25 protein-coding genes are annotated in these 21268 nt (G+C 35.8%); 7 read left to right on the plus strand and 18 right to left on the minus strand.

The features are described from left to right. Window positions 1-4: 4 nt before the first annotated feature. The 3 genes from pyc to BAQ46_RS07360 all read right to left on the minus strand — a co-directional run bounded on the left by pyc (window position 5) and on the right by BAQ46_RS07360 (window position 5373). Window positions 5-3451 (minus strand): pyruvate carboxylase, encoded by a 3447-nt coding sequence (gene pyc, locus BAQ46_RS07345; protein WP_000164061.1) that lies wholly within the window; start codon window positions 3449-3451, stop codon window positions 5-7. Between the two features lie 330 nt (window positions 3452-3781). After that, window positions 3782-4960, minus strand: coding sequence for an FtsW/RodA/SpoVE family cell cycle protein (locus BAQ46_RS07355; protein WP_000832767.1), 1179 nt, complete (start codon window positions 4958-4960; stop codon window positions 3782-3784). 125 nt (window positions 4961-5085) lie between these two features. Next, window positions 5086-5373, minus strand: a complete 288-nt coding sequence (locus tag BAQ46_RS07360) for an Fpa/YlaN family protein (RefSeq protein ID WP_000135695.1) — start codon at window positions 5371-5373, stop codon at window positions 5086-5088. 150 nt (window positions 5374-5523) lie between these two features. Here BAQ46_RS07360 and BAQ46_RS07365 point away from each other — a divergent pair, with 150 nt between their 5' ends. Next, the gene (locus BAQ46_RS07365; RefSeq protein ID WP_001289788.1) at window positions 5524-6021 is read left to right on the plus strand and encodes a molybdopterin-binding protein; all 498 of its coding nucleotides are present in this window, start codon (window positions 5524-5526) and stop codon (window positions 6019-6021) included. A gap of 31 nt (window positions 6022-6052) precedes the next feature. On the opposite strand, the gene BAQ46_RS07370 is transcribed toward BAQ46_RS07365, so the two are convergent. Then, the gene (locus tag BAQ46_RS07370) at window positions 6053-7381 is read right to left on the minus strand and encodes a PhoH family protein (protein ID WP_000358084.1); all 1329 of its coding nucleotides are present in this window, start codon (window positions 7379-7381) and stop codon (window positions 6053-6055) included. A gap of 246 nt (window positions 7382-7627) precedes the next feature. Next, window positions 7628-8083: a pyridoxamine 5'-phosphate oxidase family protein gene (locus BAQ46_RS07375; RefSeq protein WP_000024588.1), complete on the minus strand. Its 456-nt coding sequence runs from the start codon at window positions 8081-8083 to the stop codon at window positions 7628-7630. Between the two features lie 145 nt (window positions 8084-8228). On the opposite strand from BAQ46_RS07375, the gene BAQ46_RS07380 reads away from it, so the two are divergent. Then, a complete protein-coding gene (locus BAQ46_RS07380; RefSeq protein WP_001995040.1) occupies window positions 8229-8429 on the plus strand; it encodes a YlaI family protein in 201 nt (66 codons plus the stop codon). A gap of 36 nt (window positions 8430-8465) precedes the next feature. On the opposite strand, the gene BAQ46_RS07385 is transcribed toward BAQ46_RS07380, so the two are convergent. The 3 genes from BAQ46_RS07385 to typA all read right to left on the minus strand — a co-directional run bounded on the left by BAQ46_RS07385 (window position 8466) and on the right by typA (window position 11056). Next, window positions 8466-8741 (minus strand): hypothetical protein, encoded by a 276-nt coding sequence (locus BAQ46_RS07385; protein ID WP_071741811.1) that lies wholly within the window; start codon window positions 8739-8741, stop codon window positions 8466-8468. Between the two features lie 11 nt (window positions 8742-8752). After that, window positions 8753-9055, minus strand: a complete 303-nt coding sequence (locus BAQ46_RS07390; RefSeq protein ID WP_000893666.1) for a YlaH-like family protein — start codon at window positions 9053-9055, stop codon at window positions 8753-8755. A gap of 156 nt (window positions 9056-9211) precedes the next feature. After that, window positions 9212-11056: a translational GTPase TypA gene (typA, locus tag BAQ46_RS07395; RefSeq protein WP_000914763.1), complete on the minus strand. Its 1845-nt coding sequence runs from the start codon at window positions 11054-11056 to the stop codon at window positions 9212-9214. 140 nt (window positions 11057-11196) lie between these two features. Here typA and BAQ46_RS07400 point away from each other — a divergent pair, with 140 nt between their 5' ends. After that, the gene (locus tag BAQ46_RS07400) at window positions 11197-11376 is read left to right on the plus strand and encodes a DUF5325 family protein (RefSeq protein ID WP_000400127.1); all 180 of its coding nucleotides are present in this window, start codon (window positions 11197-11199) and stop codon (window positions 11374-11376) included. Between the two features lie 104 nt (window positions 11377-11480). Here the strand turns inward: BAQ46_RS07400 and BAQ46_RS07405 are convergent, their stop codons facing one another. Both BAQ46_RS07405 and BAQ46_RS07410 read right to left on the minus strand, forming a co-directional pair. Then, window positions 11481-12281 carry an inositol monophosphatase family protein gene (locus BAQ46_RS07405; RefSeq protein ID WP_001158692.1) on the minus strand — a complete coding sequence of 267 codons (801 nt, stop codon included), beginning with the start codon at window positions 12279-12281 and terminating at the stop codon, window positions 11481-11483. An 88-nt stretch (window positions 12282-12369) separates the two neighbouring features. Beyond that, window positions 12370-12558 carry a hypothetical protein gene (locus tag BAQ46_RS07410; protein WP_001250164.1) on the minus strand — a complete coding sequence of 63 codons (189 nt, stop codon included), beginning with the start codon at window positions 12556-12558 and terminating at the stop codon, window positions 12370-12372. 206 nt (window positions 12559-12764) lie between these two features. Between BAQ46_RS07410 and BAQ46_RS07415 the strand changes: the two genes are divergently transcribed. After that, on the plus strand, window positions 12765-13391 hold the full coding sequence (locus tag BAQ46_RS07415) for a YktB family protein (protein WP_000175082.1): 627 nt from the start codon (window positions 12765-12767) through the stop codon (window positions 13389-13391). An 81-nt stretch (window positions 13392-13472) separates the two neighbouring features. On the opposite strand, the gene BAQ46_RS07420 is transcribed toward BAQ46_RS07415, so the two are convergent. Then, complete coding sequence (locus tag BAQ46_RS07420; protein ID WP_000456556.1) at window positions 13473-13742, minus strand: UPF0223 family protein; 270 nt, start codon at window positions 13740-13742, stop codon at window positions 13473-13475. Window positions 13743-14108: 366 nt separating this feature from the next. On the opposite strand from BAQ46_RS07420, the gene speA reads away from it, so the two are divergent. Then, a complete protein-coding gene (gene speA / locus BAQ46_RS07425) occupies window positions 14109-15581 on the plus strand; it encodes an arginine decarboxylase (RefSeq protein ID WP_000084881.1) in 1473 nt (490 codons plus the stop codon). A gap of 75 nt (window positions 15582-15656) precedes the next feature. Next, window positions 15657-16487 carry a protein-glutamine gamma-glutamyltransferase gene (locus BAQ46_RS07430; protein WP_000635351.1) on the plus strand — a complete coding sequence of 277 codons (831 nt, stop codon included), beginning with the start codon at window positions 15657-15659 and terminating at the stop codon, window positions 16485-16487. A 33-nt stretch (window positions 16488-16520) separates the two neighbouring features. On the opposite strand, the gene BAQ46_RS07435 is transcribed toward BAQ46_RS07430, so the two are convergent. The 4 genes from BAQ46_RS07435 to BAQ46_RS07450 all read right to left on the minus strand — a co-directional run bounded on the left by BAQ46_RS07435 (window position 16521) and on the right by BAQ46_RS07450 (window position 17508). Further along, the gene (locus tag BAQ46_RS07435; protein WP_000536793.1) at window positions 16521-16649 is read right to left on the minus strand and encodes a GapA-binding peptide SR1P; all 129 of its coding nucleotides are present in this window, start codon (window positions 16647-16649) and stop codon (window positions 16521-16523) included. Between the two features lie 49 nt (window positions 16650-16698). Then, window positions 16699-16827, minus strand: a complete 129-nt coding sequence (locus BAQ46_RS07440; RefSeq protein WP_000536805.1) for a GapA-binding peptide SR1P — start codon at window positions 16825-16827, stop codon at window positions 16699-16701. Window positions 16828-16886: 59 nt separating this feature from the next. Then, complete coding sequence (locus BAQ46_RS07445; protein ID WP_000536778.1) at window positions 16887-17015, minus strand: GapA-binding peptide SR1P; 129 nt, start codon at window positions 17013-17015, stop codon at window positions 16887-16889. Window positions 17016-17211: 196 nt separating this feature from the next. After that, window positions 17212-17508 (minus strand): DUF3055 domain-containing protein, encoded by a 297-nt coding sequence (locus tag BAQ46_RS07450; protein ID WP_001993838.1) that lies wholly within the window; start codon window positions 17506-17508, stop codon window positions 17212-17214. Between the two features lie 127 nt (window positions 17509-17635). Between BAQ46_RS07450 and BAQ46_RS07455 the strand changes: the two genes are divergently transcribed. Continuing rightward, a complete protein-coding gene (locus BAQ46_RS07455) occupies window positions 17636-18028 on the plus strand; it encodes a DUF1885 family protein (RefSeq protein WP_001163309.1) in 393 nt (130 codons plus the stop codon). Between the two features lies 1 nt (window position 18029). Here BAQ46_RS07455 and BAQ46_RS07460 read toward each other — a convergent pair whose 3' ends face one another. The 3 genes from BAQ46_RS07460 to pdhC all read right to left on the minus strand — a co-directional run bounded on the left by BAQ46_RS07460 (window position 18030) and on the right by pdhC (window position 21204). Next, window positions 18030-18257, minus strand: a complete 228-nt coding sequence (locus BAQ46_RS07460) for a hypothetical protein (RefSeq protein WP_001221351.1) — start codon at window positions 18255-18257, stop codon at window positions 18030-18032. Window positions 18258-18496: 239 nt separating this feature from the next. Then, window positions 18497-19909, minus strand: a complete 1413-nt coding sequence (gene lpdA, locus BAQ46_RS07465) for a dihydrolipoyl dehydrogenase (protein ID WP_000260111.1) — start codon at window positions 19907-19909, stop codon at window positions 18497-18499. A gap of 5 nt (window positions 19910-19914) precedes the next feature. Then, window positions 19915-21204, minus strand: a complete 1290-nt coding sequence (pdhC, locus tag BAQ46_RS07470; RefSeq protein ID WP_000863427.1) for a pyruvate dehydrogenase complex dihydrolipoyllysine-residue acetyltransferase — start codon at window positions 21202-21204, stop codon at window positions 19915-19917. Window positions 21205-21268 lie beyond the last annotated feature (64 nt).

The following is a 21268-nucleotide window of genomic DNA, read 5'->3' on the forward strand; positions in this document are numbered from 1 at the left end:
TATTTTAGTGATCTAATTCAATGAGTAAGTCACCCGTTTGAATTGCATCTCCATCGTTAACATATACTTTTTTCACTTTACCATTAAACGGCGCTTGAACTGTCGTTTCCATTTTCATCGCTTCTGTAATTGCCATAGAATCGCCTTTTTTCACTTCATCGCCTTCTTTTACAACTACTTTAATAACCGTTCCTGGCATTGTTGCGCTAATGTGGTTTGGATTTTCACGGTTTCCTTTCACACGTTGTGCAACTGTCGCTTTCACACTTTCGTCTTTCACAACAATCTCACGTGGTTGACCATTAAACTCCAAGTAAAGCACACGATTTCCATCCGGCTGAGGCTCTCCAATTGATACTAGTTTAACCATCAATGTTTTACCTTGTTCAATTTCCACATCGATTTCTTCACCAAGTCTCATACCATAGAAGAATGTCGGTGTATCGAGCACAGATACATTTCCATAAATCTCAGCAACTTTTTCGTAATCCATAAATACTTTTGGATATAATGCATATGCAACTACATCAAACATCGTCACTTCGCGTCCAAGTTTATGGAATAGCTCTTCTTTTAACGCGTCGAAATCTACTGGTTCTAATAATTCACCTGGTCTTACTGTTAATGGTTCTTTCCCTTTTAAAATAATTTCTTGTAACTTTTTCGGGAAACCACCATATGGTTGTCCTAAATCTCCAGAGAACATTTCAACAACAGATCCTGGGAAGTCCATAGAATGTCCACGCTCTAAAACATCTTGTTCTGTTAAGTGATTTTGAACCATGAATAATGCCATATCACCAACAACTTTAGATGATGGTGTTACTTTAACAATATCACCAAACATGTCATTCACACGGCGGTACATTACTTTCACTTCATCGAAACGATCGCCTAAGCCAACCGCTTTCGCTTGTTGTTGTAAATTACTATACTGTCCGCCTGGCATTTCGTGCATATATACCTCTGTATGAGGAGCATTCATACCACTTTCAAACGGTGCGTAGTATTTACGTACATCTTCCCAGTAATGAGATAATTTTTCTAATGAATCTATATTAACATCTGGCTGTCTTTCGTTTCCACCTAACGCATAGTATAGCGTGTTCGCACTTGGTTGTGACGTTTGACCAGCCATAGAACTTACTGCTACATCGACAATGTCAACACCTGCTTCAATTGCCTTCGTATACGTTAATATACCATTTCCACTCGTATCGTGTGTGTGCAGGTGAATCGGAATCGATACCGTCTCTTTTAATGCTGAAACTAAATCATATGCTGCATTTGGTTTTAGTAAGCCCGCCATATCTTTAATACCTAAAATGTGAGCTCCTGATGCTTCTAATTCTTTTGCTAAATTTTTATAGTAATTTAAATCATATTTACTACGCAGTGGATCATGAATATCCCCTGTGTAACACATCGTTGCTTCTGCAATTTTACCAGTATCTCGTACAGCATCAATCGCAACTCTCATACCTTCTACCCAGTTTAAGCTATCAAAAATACGGAACACATCAATTCCAGCTTGGGCAGAACACTCCACAAACTTTTGAATTAAATTATCCGGATAGTTTTTGTAACCAACCGCGTTTGAAGAACGAAGTAACATTTGGAATAAAACATTTGGCATTTTTTCACGAAGATCTAGTAATCGTTCCCACGGATCTTCTTTTAAGAAACGATATGCAACATCAAACGTTGCACCGCCCCACATTTCTGCTGAGAATAAGTTCGGTAACATTCTCGCTGTCGGCTCTGCAATTTGGTGTAAATCTTTTGTGCGAATACGCGTTGCAAGTAATGACTGATGCGCATCACGGAACGTTGTATCCGTTAAAAGTACACGTTTTTGATCTTGTACCCATTTTACTAATCCGTCTGCCCCACGCTCATCCAAAATTTGTTTCGTTCCATTTTGGATTGGCTCTGAGTGTAATACATTCGGTATACGAGCATCTGGGAAAATTGGTTTCTCTTTTTTCCCTACCCCCGGGAAGCCATTTACTGTTACTGTCCCGATGTAATTTAACATTTTCGTTCCGCGGTCTTTACGTTTCGGGAACAAGAATAGTTCAGGTGACGCATCAATAAATGAAGTGTCATATTCCCCTGATAAGAAGTTTTTATGTTTTACTACATTCTCTAGGAATGGAATATTCGTTTTAATACCACGGATACGGAATTCTTTTAAGTTACGTTCCATTTTTGCAGCAGCTTGTTCAAAAGTAAGCGCCCATGTTGTAACTTTTACGAGTAAAGAATCATAGTACGGTGTAATAACAGCACCTTGGAAACTATTACCTGTATCAAGACGAACCCCAAATCCACCACCTGATCGATATGCCATAATTTTTCCTGTATCCGGCATGAAATTATTTAGTGGATCCTCAGTCGTTACACGAGATTGTATTGCAAATCCATGTACAACAACTTCCTCTTGCTTTGGAACACCTACCATTTTACTATGTAATGCATGTCCATCAGCTATTAAAATTTGTGATTGAACAATATCGACTCCTGTAATCATTTCTGTAATTGTATGTTCTACTTGAACACGCGGATTCACTTCAATGAAATAGAAATTATCATCTTTTACAAGAAATTCAACTGTTCCTGCGTTTAAATAATTTACATTTTTCGTTAACTTTACAGCAGCATCACAAATACGCTGACGCAAATCATCTGAAAGCGACACACTAGGTGCAATTTCTACTACTTTTTGATGACGACGTTGTACAGAACAGTCTCGCTCGTATAAATGAACAACATTGCCCTCTTCATCTGCTAAAATTTGAACTTCTATATGTTTAGGTTTTTCAACGAATTTTTCTACGTATACTTCATCATTACCAAAGGCTGCTTTTGCTTCTGACTTTGCTCGATTATACGATTCTCTTAATTCTTCACTAGTACGTACAATACGCATACCACGACCGCCACCGCCAAGGGAAGCTTTAATAATAATCGGGTAATCATACTTTTCAGCAAATTTTTCGACTTCTTCTAATGAATCTACTGGCCCATCACTACCAGGAATAACTGGAATTTGTGCTAGCTGCGCTTGTGTTCTTGCTTTCACTTTATCTCCAAACATATCTAAATGCTTACTTTTTGGACCGATAAAGATAATCCCTTCTTCTTCACAACGTTTTGCGAATTGAATATTTTCTGACAAGAAACCATATCCAGGGTGAATTGCATCTACATGATTACTTTTCGCAATCTCAATAATGCCCTCAATATCTAGATAAGCATCAATTGGCTTTTTTCCTTCCCCAACTAAATAGGATTCATCGGCTTTATAACGATGATAAGAACCACTATCCTCTTTAGAATAGATTGCAACTGTTTTTAATCCCAGTTCCGAACAAGCTCGAAACACACGAATTGCAATCTCTCCACGGTTAGCTACCAATACTTTTTGAATACGTTGCAGCTTTGTCATGATTTTCCCCCTCTACTTTCCTACCACTCTAGAGATAAAATATATACACACCATAAAGAGCGTGAAGTTCTTCACTTTCCACATTATATTATACTTAGAAAGCTTCACTTTATTTTTATCCATCATACCTTATTTTTTAACAAATGATAAGTTTTCTGAGCAATTTGTCTCACAAAAATAGTATAGCATACCTCTTCCTTTTCTAACAACTTAATTGTATATCACTTTTTATTAATGTGATATACAATTTACCTGAAAGATAAATTAATACATCATATTTAAAACTACTTAAAAATAAAAAACACATCATGCTCTAAAGCACAATGTGTTTTATTTTACAACTACAAGATGTGGTCCACCTTGTTCTCTTTCTTTAACTGTCTCGTTCTGTTGCTTCTCTTGTCGTTTTACATGACTAGCAATATTGAGTAATATCCCCATCGCGAGTAGATTAGCTAATAAGGAACTCCCGCCATAACTAACAAACGGTAAAGGAACTCCTGTAAGTGGTATTAATCCAGACATACCACCAACATTAACAAATGTTTGGACTCCAAACAAACTTGCAATTCCGATAGCTATTAAACTTCCAAATGGATCTTTACACTTTTGTGCAACTCTAAAGGCCCGAATAATTATAAGTAATAAACAGATTAAAATAATAGCCACACCTATAAAACCAAGTTCTTCAGATATAATTGCCATTATAAAATCCGTTTGTGGTTCTGGTAAGTAACCATACTTTTGTACACTATTTCCTAATCCTCTACCATTTAGCCCTCCCGAAGCAATTCCAATAAACGAATTTATTAATTGAAATCCATCCTTTTGCGGATCGCTAAATGGATCAAGAAAAACAGAAAACCGTGCTTTTTGGTACTGACTTAATTTATAACTCCCAAGAAAATACAACGCCGGAGCCCATACTATAGATGTTAACAAGAATCTCTTTATCCATAAATTTACATTAACTCCTGAACAAAGAAACATAATTCCTACTGTTCCCGCAATTAACATATCGGTACCTAAGTCATTTTGCTTTAAAATTAAAAACATGATTAAACCAACACCTAAAAGTACTGGTCCTGATCCTTTAAAAACAGACGTATTCGTTTCTTGCCTTTTCGCAAAGAAATGGGCCAATACGAGAATAACTGTTATCTTAACAAATTCCGCAGGCTGTATTCCAAATATCCATCCATTTGCACCATTTACCGCTTTAGCAAAGAAGGCAGCTGCTGCTAATAATGCTACACTAATTCCATAACTCCCCAATAAAAAGATTCGTTTTCTCCACACTTTATATGGGATAATAACAAGAATTATTAATACTATTGTCCCAGCAGCTAAAGTAATTAATTGTCTTTTAAAAAAGAAATTTGCTGGTTTATCAAACCTCGAAATCGCAACAATGGAACTAGAACTATATACCATTATAACTCCCAGCACACATAAGATAACAAGAGGAAGTAATAATGAATAATCCATTGATTTCCATACTCTTTTCATTTCATTTCCTCTCTCTGTTTCAATTTAATTATTGTTGTATTCCATATGTACATTGATTCTTCCTGCTTTATTATACAAATAAAAAGCTCAAACTTTTTCAGTTTGAGCCCCCTTATTTGAACCCGTTATTGTTGTTTGTTTGTAAATGCTTCATGAAGTGCAGATAACTCACGTTCAAGCTCTCCTAACATTGCTTTCCCTTGTTCTTCTGCAATAAGACCAAGGCGAACTGCAAAATCGACTTCGCGGGATAGTCCAAACATTTGTGTGTCTAACACTTCTTCATATAATGGACATTGCGGCATTGTAAGATGGTCCATTTGCACCTTAATAAGTCTTAAAATCTTCTCCGCATCCGCTTGTAGAAGGGCTAGTGCCTTTTCCTGATGATTTGATACTGTCTCAGACGCCAAATTGATTCCCTCCGTTTCCGTCCTACTCTCTCCTATCTATTAATATTAGCGATAGTTTTAATAAATTGCAATAGAAACATTTTTTGTGACAATAGTGTCTAATACTATTATACTGAAAAGTGGGAGTATAACACAAATGGGGGAACAACAATGAGCGAAATTTTATTTATTAATGGAAAAGTTCGTTTTCCAATCACTATCGATCCAACCGTTTGGATCTTTGATGATCGAAAAGTAGATTTGACAACTTACTTTGATGAAACGAGAGAAAACACTTCAGAACTAGAAGCTTATTTAAAAAACACTTCGGAACATTGGGATCGCGAAATCCGTGATGGTGCTGCTTTCCCGCCGATACAACAAAGTGTAAAGAAATTTAAAAAAGAACAGCTAATTACTGGAACGTTCGGTATACCATTTCAACCTTTTCTTGCTAATGCCGAAATTTCAGATGACGCTACGCAAGTCGAGATCGAAACAGTAGATGATACAATAACGCTTCCATTAGAAACTGTCAAACATGCTATTCTTGGTTTTTCAAAAGAAGGAAAACCATTAAAAGAAGATGGACCTGTTCATTTATATTACAATGATGGATCTAATAGACAAAATCCAATCCGTAACATCCGCAAATTTACAATTATTTAAAGAAAAGGAGTGAGCTTTTGCTCACTCCTTTTTATAGTAAATCTGCGGCTAGTTGAGCTAAATTAGATCGCTCCCCTTTAACAAACTTTACATGACCACTAATACGTTGCTCTTTAAACTTCTCTACAACGTATGTTAAACCGTTATTATATTCATCCAAATACGGATGATCAATTTGCTGAGGATCTCCCATTAATACGATTTTACTTTTTTCTCCTACCCTCGTTAGTATCGTTTTCACTTCATGCTTCGTTAAATTTTGTGCTTCGTCAATTATAATGAATTGATCTGGAATACTTCTCCCGCGTATATACGTAAGAGCTTCTACTTCTATCGAACCCATTCCAGCTAAAATAGCATCTAACTCTCCTGGTTTTTTCGTATTAAATAAATACTCTAGATTATCAAAAATCGGTTGCATCCACGGTCTTAACTTTTCTTCTTTTTCTCCCGGTAAATAACCGATATCTTTCCCAACTGGAACAATTGGCCGTGCAACGAGTAGTTTTTTATATAACCCTAAATCTTCCGTTTGCATGAGCCCCGAAGCTAAAGCTAGTAATGTCTTTCCTGTACCAGCTTTCCCTGTTAGCGTAACTAGTGGAATATCTTCACGAAGCAACAATTCTAATCCCATAATTTGCTGCACATTTCGTGGTCGTATTCCCCATACTTGTTCATTTGGAAAAATAAGTTTCTTTACCTTCTTACCTAAATGATCCACAATGCCTAGTGCTGAACTAGATCCACCTAACGCATCTTTCATTACTACAAACTGATTTGGATAAAAAGGATGATTTGCAATTTCGGATAAAGGCAATTCGCCTTTTTCATAAAAATAATCCAATTGTTCTTTTGATATATATCCTTCTAAAAATCCTGAATATATATTTTCCACTTCAATAACCCGATCACTTAAATAATCTTCCGCCTTTAAACCTATTGCATCTGCTTTTACCCTTACGAGCACGTCTTTACTTACTAAAATAACAGACTTCCCGTCCTCTTTTTCTTGTTCTTCTAAAGATAGATTTTTTGCTACAGCTAAAATTCGATTATCATTTGTTTTTTCTACAAAAATATCTTGTAGTTGGACAAACGAACGATGATTTAATTCAATACGAAATGTACCGCCGTTTTCTAGCGGAATACTTTCATGCAGTTTTCCTATTTCACGAAATTTGTCTATTAACTTAGATACATAACGAGCGTTTCGTCCTACTTCATCCATATAACGTTTTTTCGAATCAACCTCTTCTAATACAACTGCTGGAATCACTACTTCATTGGTTTCAAATGAAAAAATAGATAAAGGATCCTGCAAAAGTACATTCGTATCTAACACATAAATTTTATCCAACCTGTTACCCCCTGACTCCACTTTTAAATTTGTAGAACAAGGGTTTCATCCATAAAATATGGACGAACCATTGTTATAATTATATGTACCGTATAAACGAGGTAGAATCGAAATTTATAGCCATTAAACCTTTTATTTATTTTTTATTCATTTCTATTCAATATATTACTTTTAATTATAATTATTAACATAAAATCACAATAAGCGATTACAAAAGTTAATAACTGACTTTCTTATTTATCACATTTATAATTCTTTCATTCCTGCTAACACTTGGTTATCGAGCTTTTTAGCTGCACGAAGATCATACGTTTTTTCATATGTTGGCTCAATTGCAAGTTTTGCACCATAAAACATAACATCACGTACTTCTTGTACATTTACTTCTATTACAGTTAATTTTAGAGGAATGCCTTCCATTCTATCAGTCAAAATTTCACCTGCACCACTTATGGAAAATACGGATTCATTCGCCATTATAGTCAATACCACTCCAGTACTATGTCTTATATTTTCCACAATACGTGAACGTTGATCTACTGCAAATCGAATACTAGTTTTACTCACTGCATACACCCAAGAAATAGCACTTACGTTAGGCACTTGTTTTTCAAAATCTGTTGTTGCTACCATAACAATACACTCTTTACGTAACGTTTGTACTAAATCATCTGTTAATGTGGGCTCTACTACATTCGCCATATTTCCACCTCCAAATATACTTCATATATCCTTATCATAACCTATTTTTTGAATTGCGAAAATATTATTTTTTCCCACTATTATTCAAAAACATTACACTTCCATGATATACTTATACTGATAGAATTCGTATTGAGGTGACGAAATGAGAGTCAAATGTATGATTTGTGATAAAAAAGATATGTTAGATGATGAAAATCCTATGGCAAAAAAGCTGCGTAATCGCCCTATTCATACATATATGTGCATGGAATGTTCGGAACGAATTGCTGAACGTACGATGGAACGTCATGCAAGTGGTAATTTCCGATTATATCGTGATAAAAAAGTCGAAGACGATTGGTAAAATATAAATAAGTCCTTTATCAATATGATAAAGGACTTATTTATATTTTTCAGGTTCGCGATTCATTTGATCCAAAAAACAATCAATAGCTTCTAATGGAAACCTTGCAGATTTTCTTTCTCCATTTATTTCATATGTAACTAAATACATTTCCTCGTTCTTCTTAACTTCCACATTTCTCAATTTATGTTCTTCATATATCATATTTTGAAATAACAAATACGTTTCTTTTGCAGCACGATCATCCGGACGTGCTTCGGCAACTGTTTTAATTGTTAACCAATTATATAACGCATCTTGTACGGAACGCATAAAACTCCCCCTCATCCTGCTTTTTGTTGTCTTGCTTGACGTAATCGCAACCTATAAATCCCAAGTACAATTGCTGCTACAACAAGCCCCTCTCCAACAGGTAAAAAAACTGCAAAGAAAGTTAATACTGTACACCCAATCGCTAACGATATATATATCACTATATTTTTTATTATAGATAGTTTTCTTGCAAAACCTAAATTATACACAAGTGCACTTAATATAATAATGACGCCATACAGTAACCACATCCCTAGCTCTGGATTTTCATCGACTTTACATAACTTCGCAAAAAACGACATTCTTTCTAACACCATTTATCCCCCTTCCTCATAAATCAAACCATTTTTCTTTATGTACTTAATACAAGAGTAACCTGTGAAAAAAATACTGTCCACAAAAAGAGTAAATATTCTAAAAAAAAACATAAAAAAACAGCTACCTTAATTAAAGGTAGCTGTTTTACTATTTTACGCTTCTACAGATTTCTTTTTCTTAGCAGCTCTTTCACGTTCGCTCTTATCAAGAATCTTTTTACGTAAACGAATTGATTCTGGAGTTACTTCACAGAACTCGTCATCGTTTAAGTACTCTAATGATTCTTCTAAAGTCATTAAGCGTGGTTTTTTCATTGTTGAAGTTTGATCTTTCGTCGCAGAACGAATGTTAGTTTGTTGTTTCATTTTCACAACGTTAACTGTTAAGTCATTCTCACGAGTGTGTTCTCCGACAATCATACCAGCATATACTTCTGTACCTGGTTCAACGAAGATTACACCACGATCTTCAACTTGCATAATACCGTATTGTGATGCTTTTCCTGTTTCAAGTGAAACTAGAACACCTTGACGACGTCCACCAACTTGTCCAGCGTGTACTGGTTGGTAGCAATCGAATGTATGGTTTAAAATACCGTAACCACGAGTTAATGTTAAGAATTCTGTTGTGTAACCAATTAAACCACGTGCTGGAACCATGAAAGTAAGGCGAACTTGACCGTTTCCGTTATTCACCATATCTAACATTTCACCTTTACGAGCACCCATAGATTCCATAATAGAACCAGTGTATTCTTCAGGTACATCGATTTGTACACGCTCTACAGGCTCACATCTTACGCCATCAACTTCTTTAATAATTACTTCTGGCTTAGATACTTGTAGTTCATAACCTTCACGACGCATGTTTTCAATTAAGATAGATAAATGTAGTTCCCCACGTCCAGATACGATCCATGCATCAGGAGACTCTGTATTATCTACACGTAAACTTACATCTGTTTCTAATTGTGAACGAAGACGCTCTTCGATTTTACGAGATGTAATGTATTTACCTTCACGACCTGCAAATGGACTGTTATTTACAAGGAACGTCATTTGTAGTGTTGGCTCATCAATACGTAATAATGGTAACGCATCTTGATGTTCAACTGGACATACTGTTTCACCAACGTTAATGTCTTCCATACCAGAAACAGCTACTAAGTCTCCAGCTTTTGCTTCTTCAATTTCTTGACGTTTTAATCCCATGTAACCAAATAATTTTGTTACGCGGAATTGTTTTACGCTTCCGTCTACTTTCATTAAAGCAACTTGTTGTCCAACCTTCATTGTACCGCGGAATACGCGTCCAACTCCAATACGTCCAACATAGTCGTTGTAATCAAGAAGTGCTACTTGGAATTGAAGTGGCTCTTCGCTGTTATCAATTGGTGCAGGAATATGTTCAATAATTGTATCAAATAATGATTTCATATTCTCTTCTTGATTTGCTGGGTTTGAATCTAAGCTTGCTGTTCCGTTCATTGCTGATGCAAATACAACTGGGAACTCTAATTGATCTTCGTTTGCACCAAGTTCGATGAATAAGTCGATTACTTCATCAACTACTTCATCAGGGCGAGCGAAGTCACGGTCAATTTTATTTACTACTACGATTGGAGTTAAGTTTTGCTCAAGAGCTTTCTTTAAAACAAATCGTGTTTGTGGCATACAACCTTCATATGCATCAACAACAAGTAAAACACCATCAACCATTTTCATAATACGTTCTACTTCTCCACCGAAGTCAGCGTGACCTGGTGTATCTAAAATGTTAATTCTTTTATCTTCATAGTGAATCGCAGTATTTTTCGCTAAAATTGTAATACCGCGCTCTCTTTCTAGATCATTTGAATCCATTGCGCGCTCTTCAACGTGTTCGTTCGCACGGAAAGTCCCCGCTTGACGTAATAACTGGTCAACAAGTGTTGTTTTACCATGGTCAACGTGGGCAATAATTGCTATATTACGTAAATCTTGTCGTTTTTTCAACATGTCCAACTCCTAATGTCTTTTTAATCCTTCTCTATTATAAGAGCGAAGGGGATACAATAGCAATTAAAATAAAATCAAGAATGAAAATATAGTTGTATTCTTACTTTTGTGAAAGTAAAATGAGATTGGAGGGTGAAGAAATGGAACACATTCAATATCGCTTTTTATTAACTGCAATTATCGGTGTTATTTTCTTAATTGGTATCGGCATTATGATTGCTGAAAATAGTCCAATCGGTATTATTATTTGCATTATCGGCACATTTGTTACAGTTGGATACGGTTTTGTAACAAAAAGAAAAATGCGTAAATCGCAATAACGTCAAAAAGTAAGAAGCCTGTATACAGCCTCTTACTTTTTTTGTTACTTGGATATAAAGTGAAACTTTAATCAGTGGTTTTTTTCTTCATCCCCCACTGATTATCAGCCCTCACCAATCGGGATAAACGATAACACTTCTTCATACACCCCTGGCTTCGCAACTAATACGCTACTCTTCTCTACGATAGAAAGTGGCGCTCCGGAGAATGTTGTTACCTTGCCTCCAACTTCCTCTACAATTATCTGTCCCCCGCCAAAGTCCCATGGTGATAATCTAGGTGTTACATATGCATCGATTCTTCCAGTTGCAACGTATACCATCTCTAATGCTGCACAGCCATATGATCTCGTGCCTCTTGCTTTCTTAACAAGTGCCATCATACTTTCCATATTAAGCAATGGATTGTCGGTAAGCCATATCGCATTTAAAGCTACAATACCTTGCTCTACAGTACCTTTTTCTAATAAAGGTATCGGTACTTCATTACAAAATGCTCCAGCCCCTTTTAACGCATGATATAATTCATCATGAACTGGATCATAAATAAGTCCAATCTTTCCGATACCGTTCTCATAAATTCCAATTGAAATTGCAAAATTTCTTTTTTGGTGAACAAAGTTCATCGTGCCGTCAATTGGATCAATTAACCAAACAACCCCGTCAGAAGAAGTTACCTCGTCTCCATAGCCCTCTTCACCTAAAATATGATGATGTGGGAATGTTTCTTTAATTTTCCCAATTAAAAACTGTTCTATTTCTCGGTCCATATTTGTTACTAAATCAGCTGCATTTGATTTTGTTTCTATAATAAGTGCTTTTTTCATTGATGCCATTAAATGCTCTCCCGCATCCCGAATCCACTGTTTGGCGTGTGCATCGATGTCTTTCCATACTTCTTGCATGTTTAAACACTCCGATCTATACTGTTCACAGAAAAAACGAACCCTTTATAAGGTTCGCACCAACTAATTTTTTATACATATACTATTATTACGCTTCTAAACGAATCATTTCAAGTCTTAACACTTCTAACTTTTGTACACACTCTTCTTTTTTCTGTTTATCATCTTCCATCATCGCATCATATAAAGTTGCTAATTCATAATCTAGCTCCAAACGTAGCACCGGTATTCTCTTTTCAGCATCTGTTCTCTTTAACGCATTAATCACCTGTCTCATATTATTTGCCTCCTCCCAATATTCGTCTGCCCTCGGACTAGAATTAATTCAATTTTCTGATTTTTTGTTTTATACTATACTATGTTGGATAAATCATCTATGCAACAAAATTATATTTTTTTATTTAAATTTTTTTGTGCTGTTTTTTTTATGAATAGTACAAGCTATGCTAAAATAAAAGCAAAATAGGAGTTGGAGGAACAATCATGACACTACAAACATTCAAATCAACTGATTTTGAGGTCTTTACAGTTGATGGTCTCGAAGAACGAATGAGTGCAATTAAAACGAACATTCATCCTAAGCTAGAAGCTTTAGGGGAACAGTTTGCAGCGTATTTATCCAAACAAACTGATGAGAACTTTTTTTATCATGTAGCAAAACACGCACGTCGCAAAGTCAATCCACCAAACGATACTTGGGTTGCTTTTTCAACAAATAAACGCGGATATAAAATGCTACCACATTTCCAAATTGGATTATGGGGTACTCATGCCTTCATATACTTTGGTTTAATCTATGAGTGTCCACAAAAAGTGGAGACGGCTCACGCCTTCTTAGAACATATAAATGATTTAAAAACAAATATTCCAAATGACTTCGTTTGGTCCATTGACCATACTAAACCAAGTGTAAAATTACATAAAACACTTGAAACAAATGATTTACAAAAGATGATTGAACGTCTAGCTACTGTAAAAAAAGCAGAATTATTAGTTGGTATTCATATATCACCAGAGGAGTTTTCAGCAATGACCAACGAACAATTCCTTGCTAAGATTGAATCTACGATGCAATCACTCCTTCCTTTATATGCACTTTGTAATCGATAGTAGAAAACGGACAATTTATATTGTCCGTTTTTAGTTGTTATCACATTATATCACTTCAGTTTTTATTTTTCAAAATATTTTTTACATTTTCACAAGCTTTTCTTCTTCAATTTCTTTAGCCTTCTGAATCGCACGGTATATAGAATATCCACTTACTTCTTGAAACTCTTTATCAATTTTCTTTTCTTCTGCTTTCGATGGAACAATCTCTTTAAAACGACGATATAAACCCATTAATTCTTCTCTTACAATTCCTTTTTCATATGCTTTCTCAATCGCTTCATAAAACTTCACAATTGTAACCATTTCCTCATTTGACCAATCATAATCTAACGGATATTGATATTCCATTTCGCACCTCATTTATCATTTCTTCTTATTTCAATACGCTATCTTAAAGTGATTTTTTCTACTTCACTATAGTCACTTTGCATTATACACTATTTATTCATTTTAATGGAATTGCCTTCCACTAGAAGTTAGTAGGCAGCTACTATTTAACATACTCACCGTAAAAATATTTTTTGCTATACATCTATAATTATTGGTGATATAATGCTTTTGTTTTATAGGAAATAAAGTGAAGCTCCCATCTCAAAAAAGCTTTTGTGAATGGCAGAAAAACAAGTCTCATTCTAAAAAAGAACTTAACTTTTTTAGAACAAGATTATATAAAACAAACTCTAATAAATATAAAAAAAAGAAGGGGTGTATAGATTGTCCCAATACGAAACACCATTGTTTACCGCTTTAGTTGAGCACAGTAAGCGAAATCCAATTCAATTCCATATTCCAGGTCATAAAAAAGGGCAAGGCATGGATCCTGAATTTCGCGAATTTATTGGGCATAATGCATTAGCAATTGATTTAATTAACATTGCGCCGCTCGATGATTTACATCATCCAAAAGGTATGATTAAAGAAGCACAAGATTTAGCAGCCGCTGCATTTGGTGCGGATCATACTTTCTTTTCTATTCAAGGTACAAGTGGCGCAATAATGACAATGGTGATGAGCGTTTGCGGTCCTGGTGACAAAATACTAGTGCCACGAAACGTGCATAAATCAGTAATGTCAGCTATTATTTTCTCAGGTGCAAAACCTATTTTCATGCATCCTGAAATTGATCCAAAACTTGGTATTTCACATGGAATCACAATCCAATCTGTCAAAAAAGCACTTGAAGAGCACTCAGATGCGAAAGGCTTACTTGTTATTAATCCAACATACTTTGGCTTTGCTGCGGACTTAGAACAGATTGTACAATTAGCACATTCTTACGATATCCCTGTACTCGTTGATGAGGCTCATGGTGTTCATATTCATTTTCACGATGAACTGCCGATGTCAGCGATGCAAGCCGGTGCAGATATGGCAGCAACGAGTGTTCACAAATTAGGTGGATCTTTAACGCAAAGTTCTATTCTTAATGTAAAAGAAGGCCTTGTGAACGTAAAACATGTTCAATCTATTATTAGCATGCTTACGACTACATCAACGTCTTACATCTTGTTAGCCTCCCTAGATGTTGCTAGAAAACGTCTTGCTACAGAAGGAAAGGCGCTCATAGAACAAACAATACAATTAGCGGAACAAGTTCGTAATGCTATAAATGATATTGAACATCTTTACTGTCCAGGGAAAGAAATGCTAGGTACGGATGCTACTTTTAACTATGATCCTACAAAGATAATTGTATCTGTAAAAGATTTAGGTATTACAGGCCATCAGGCTGAAGTATGGCTTAGAGAGCAATATAACATTGAAGTAGAACTCTCAGATTTATACAACATACTATGTCTTGTCACTTTTGGGGATACAGAAAGTGAAACGAATACACTTATTGCGGCATTACAAGATTTATCAGCAACATTTAAAAATAAAGCTGATAAAGGTGTTCAAGTGCAAGTAGAAATTCCAGAAATACCTGTGTTAGCACTTTCTCCTCGAGATGCTTTTTATTCGGAAACAGAAGTCATCCCATTTGAAAATGCAGCAGGTCGTATTATAGCTGATTTCGTTATGGTTTATCCGCCAGGGATTCCAATCTTTACTCCGGGGGAAATTATTACACAAGATAACTTAGATTATATTCGTAAAAACTTAGAAGCAGGTTTACCTGTACAAGGTCCTGAAGATATGACATTACAAACATTACGCGTGATTAAAGAGTACAAGCCTATCAGTTGATAGGCTTTTCTTTCACCCTTTTGGCCTTTTCTCATACGATATTATGTAATGTAACGTATAGGTGGGGATACTATTATGATTGTAATAGGCCGTTCTATTGTACATCCTTATATCACAAATGAATATGAGCCATTTGCAAATGAGAAACAACAAATTTTATCTATAATGGCAGGAAATCAAGAAATCTATTCCTTCCGAACATCTGGTGAACTCAGCTTTGATCTAAATTTGCGTGTTAATATTATTACTTCTGCATTAGAACTTTTTCAAAGTGGTTTTCAGTTTCGTACATTTCAACAATCTTTTTGTAACCCTCAGTATTGGAAAAGAACATCTCTTGGAGGATTCGAGCTCCTTCCAAACATACCCCCTTCCATTGCCATACAAGATATTTTTAAAAACGGAAAACTATATGGAACTGAATGTGCCACCGCTATGATCATTATTTTTTACAAAGCTTTACTAGCATTATATGAGGAAGAAACTTTCAACCGTCTCTTTGCAAACCTTTTACTTTATACGTGGGACTACGATCAAGATTTAAAGCTCATAACAAAGACAGGTGGCGATCTTGTCCCAGGTGATCTCGTTTACTTTAAAAATCCACAAGTGAATCCAGCTACAATCGAGTGGCAAGGAGAAAATACTATCTATCTAGGAAATTTCTTTTTTTATGGGCATGGCGTAGGTGTAAAAACAAAAGAAGAAATTATATACGCATTAAATGAGCGACGAGTCCCTTACGCTTTCATTTCCGCTTTCTTAACCGATACTATTACCCGTATTGATAGCCGTCTCATGAGCTACCATGCTTCTCCTAGCACACCACAGACATCCATAGGATTTATTCCGATTAGAGATGATGCAATTGTTGCAACAGTTGGCAACACAACTACAGTTTATTAAAAAAGCACCTACATATGTAGGCGCTTTTTTTATTTAAGCTTTTGAATGTTCTTTATGGTCACAGTCGCAATGAGATCCACATTTCCCGTATAGTACTGTTGATTTTTCATCTTCAAAATGTCCGATTGTTCCTTCACATACTTGGCATACGATTGTTCCCATTTTTCATTTCCCCCTGAGTTTTAATAGTAATCTATTTATTTATTTATCATTAAGCTTTCGCATTATCTCTACTAGCACAGTCACAATTTGTTCCGCATTTTCCGTAAAGCACTGTCGTTTTTTCATCTTCAAAATGTCCGATTGTTCCTTCACATACTTGGCATACGATTGTTCCCATTTTTCATTTCCCCCTAAGTTTATGGTCCTAAAAACTTTCAGCTGTCCATTTCCTATCAATTATTGGGCTTTTGTATGCTCTGTGTGATCACATCCGCAAGATCCACATTTCCCGTAAAGTACTGTTACTTTCTCATCCTCGAAGTGTGCAATTGTACCTTCACAATCTTGACATACGATTGTTCCCATTTTTCATTTCCCCCTAAGTTTATAATCCCAAAAACTTTTTTGTAACCGCTTAACTTTCTGTCTTTATTTTAATATGTTATACTTTTTACGTCAATAGGTTTTTAGTATAACACATTAAATATTTTAAATTTAAATTAGTATGCGATATTCAAATAAAAAAACAGCCATATTTATACGTACGACTGTTTTACATTATTTATTCTTCGTATTCCGCATGCAAAGATGTAGATGGAACTAGAAATGAGAAAAACTGAGATAACTCAGCTGCTTCCTCTTCTGAGCCTAATTTGAACACTTCCTGTAAATGTTGAACATTCTCTACATCATCTCGTCCAAGTAAAGTAGACCTTCCTGTTTGCATGCAAACAATAAGTGGCTTTCCAAAGAACATATTTGTATAAATAACACCAAAATCATAACGATTATCATGTGTCATAAACCCCAAAAATCGTACCTTCACACTTTCATGCTCATCATACAATTTTTCAAACATCGGTTTCCACCTTTCTACATCACCTTTCATTAGTATATTAAACAAAAAAAGGAATACTCCTTTTAATTGTCAAAAAATTCAGTAGGATGTAGAATGAGAGTATTCTACTAAGTTAGGGGGAACTTATATGCAACATGCCTTTATTACGCTTGTACCTAAATCCAATCAACAATCTGTTTCAATAGATGATATAAAACAACTTTTTCATTATTATAAAACAGTTACTTCCAAAACCGGTGTTCAAATTAATTACGCTTATACAAATACCGCTTTTCCGTATGAAATTTTAGATACATCAGCAACAACATTCAAACTACAATCTACTCACGATCGATATGACTCCATTTATGTTGGTGTCGGTATAGAAAAGGAACAAACTTATATTCAAGTTTCTTTACCACCTAATGCAACATTTGGTGATAAAGGAAAAGCAAATGAATTTTGCCGTTTTCTAGCGAAGAAATTAGAAGGAGAGTTAAAATTATTTAATGGAAGAACAATGTATTTCTATAAACGTTAATTTAAAAAATAGAAAATATAATTAAGAAAAGTATGCAATTTGAACACGTAAGGAATAATGCCTGCTTTCTAATTTGCAATACAAAATATGCGATCACATATGCTAAATAAAGAAATACAAAAAATAGAATAACTTTATAATGCAACTTATCACCATTTGACAATGATAATACAACGGAAAAACCACTCCATAATAAAAAATGATAAAATATAACATGTAATATTCTCATGGAACCTTCTCCTTTGACATGCTCTATTTTATTAATATATGGTATTAAGTTTGAATCAATTACATATTACACGAAAGCATATATATGGCTTTTGGATTTATATATGTTTTAACAATTCAATTAAATTATTATATATTCATTCGACAAGTACGTATAAAGACCTTGCAAGCCACTTTTATTATAAAATAAAAAATAGCCCATCTCTTTAAATAAGAGATGGGCTATTTTCATTACTTAAATTATTTTACAATGTGAATTGGCATTCCAAGAGCAACTTCAGCTGCTTCCATTGTGATTTCACCTAATGTTGGGTGAGCGTGGATTGTTTGAGCGATATCTTCTGCTGTCATTCCAGCTTCGATAGCTAAACCAATCTCAGAAATAATATCAGAAGCGCCTGCACCTGCAACTTGAGCACCTACAAGAAGACCATCTTCTTTACGTGTTACAAGTTGTAAGAAACCGTCAGTGCTGTTTAATGATAATGCACGACCGTTAGCAGCGAATGGGAACTTAGATACAGTTACAGTCATTCCAGCTTCTTCAGCTTGTTTCTTAGTGTAACCAACAGATGCTAATTCTGGATCAGTGAAGCATACTGCAGGAATTCCGATGTAATCGATAGCTGACGCATGGCCACTAATTGCTTCTACAGCTACTTTACCTTCGTAAGAAGCTTTGTGAGCTAATGGTGGTCCAGGAACGATATCACCGATTGCATAGATGTTTGGTACATTTGTACGACATTGCTCATCGATTTCGATGATGCCGCGGTCAGTCATTTTAACTCCAACTTGCTCAAGACCGATTTCTTGAGTGTTTGGACGACGACCTACAGTTACTAATACGTAATCTGCTTCTACAGTTTGGATTTCACCTTTAACTTCGAAGCTAACTTTTACGCCAGTTTCTGTTTCTTCAACGCCTTTAGCCATAGCTTTTGTATGGATTGTTACGTTACCTTTTTTCTGTAGAGCACGTTTAACAACAGAGCTCATAGCTTTTTCGAAACCAGCTAAGATTTCGTCGCCAGCTTCTACTACAGTAACTTCTGTACCGAAGTTAGCATATGCAGTACCTAATTCCATACCGATGTAACCGCCGCCGATTACAACAAGTTTTTTAGGAATTTCAGGTAAGCTTAAAGCACCTGTAGAGTTGATAACACGTTTAGAGTATTTGAATCCTGGAATTTCGATTGGTGTAGAACCAGTTGCAAGAACAGCATTTTTAAACGTATAAGTTTGAGCTGCATCTTCAGTCATTACGCGTAATGTGTTAGCATCTACGAAGTAAGCTTCACCGCGAATGATTTCAACTTTGTTACCTTTAAGAAGGCCTTCAACACCGCCAGTTAATTTCTTAACTACGCCGTTTTTCCATTCTTGAACTTTTGTAAAGTCAACTTTTACGTTCTCTGCAGTGATACCCATGTCATCAGAATGCATTGCATTCTCATAACGATGACCTGCATTGATTAACGCTTTTGAAGGAATACATCCAACGTTTAAGCATACGCCACCAAGGTTAGCTTTTTCAATAATCGCTACCTTTTGACCTAATTGTGCTGCACGAATTGCCGCAACGTATCCACCAGGACCTGCACCAACAACGACTGTATCTAATTCAATTGGGAAATCTCCTACTACCATTGTTATTACGCCTCCATTACTAATAATTGTGGGTCATTCAATAGACGTTTAATTTGGTTTAATGCTTTTTGAGCAGTTGCGCCGTCAATTAAACGATGGTCAAAGCTTAGAGATAATGCTAATACTGGAGCTGCAACGATCTCACCGTTTTTCACAACTGGTTTCTCAGCGATACGGCCGATACCAAGGATTGCTACTTCTGGGTGGTTGATAACTGGAGTGAACCATTGTCCACCTGCAGAACCAATGTTTGTAATTGTGCAAGAAGCGCCTTTCATTTCAGCAGGAGCTAAACGACCTTCACGTGCTTTACCAGCAAGATCATTGATCTCGTTAGAAATTGTGAAGATAGACTTGCGATCTGTATCTTTAACAACTGGTACTAATAGACCTTTGTCTGTATCAGCTGCGATACCGATGTTGAAGTAATGTTTATGAACTACTTCTTGAGAAGCATCATCTAAAGAAGTGTTTAACATTGGGTATTCACGTAATGCAGATGTTAAAGCTTTAACAACGTATGGAAGGTAAGTTAATTTAATACCTTTGTCAGCTGCCACAGCTTTGAACTTCTTACGATGAGCAACAAGTTCAGTTACATCTACTTCATCCATTAATGTTACGTGAGGAGCTGTATGTTTAGAGTTAACCATTGCTTTCGCAATTGCTTTACGGATACCACTCATTTTCTCACGAGTTTCTGGATATTCACCAGCTGGGATTGGTTGTGCTTTTGGTGCTTCTTCTTTCGCTGCTGCTGGAGTAGCTTCTACTGCTGCTGGAGCCTCAGTTGCTGCTACTGCTTGTCCACCATTTGCAAATGCATCGATGTCAGCTTTTACGATACGACCGTTCTTACCAGAACCAGCTACTTTATGAATGTCTACGCCGTTTTCACGAGCATATTTACGAACAGATGGCATAGCGATTACGCGCTCATTTACTACTTCTGCAGTTGCTGCTGGAGTAGCTTCAGCTTTAGGAGCTTCTTCTTTTGCTTCTTCAGCTTTAGGAGCTTCGTCATGATCGTCGCCTTTAAATTTAAGGTTTTCGTATCCAGGAGCATCAAATTTAATTAATGTATCTCCAACTACTGCAACCGTACCTTCTTCTACAAGTACTTCAAGTACTTTACCTTTAACAGGAGAAGGAATTTCTACTACTGCTTTATCATTTTGTACTTCAAGAAGTACGTCGTCTTCGTTTACTTCGTCGCCTGGTTTAATAAACCATTTTACGATTTCACCTTCGTGGATACCTTCACCGATATCTGGTAGTTTAAATTCAAATGCCACGGAATTCAGCCCCCTGATTCATTTCTTTATTATGGAATATGGCAAAAGAAATCAGCATGTGCTG

Source organism: Bacillus paranthracis, assembly GCF_001883995.1.
Lineage (GTDB): Bacteria > Bacillota > Bacilli > Bacillales > Bacillaceae_G > Bacillus_A > Bacillus_A paranthracis.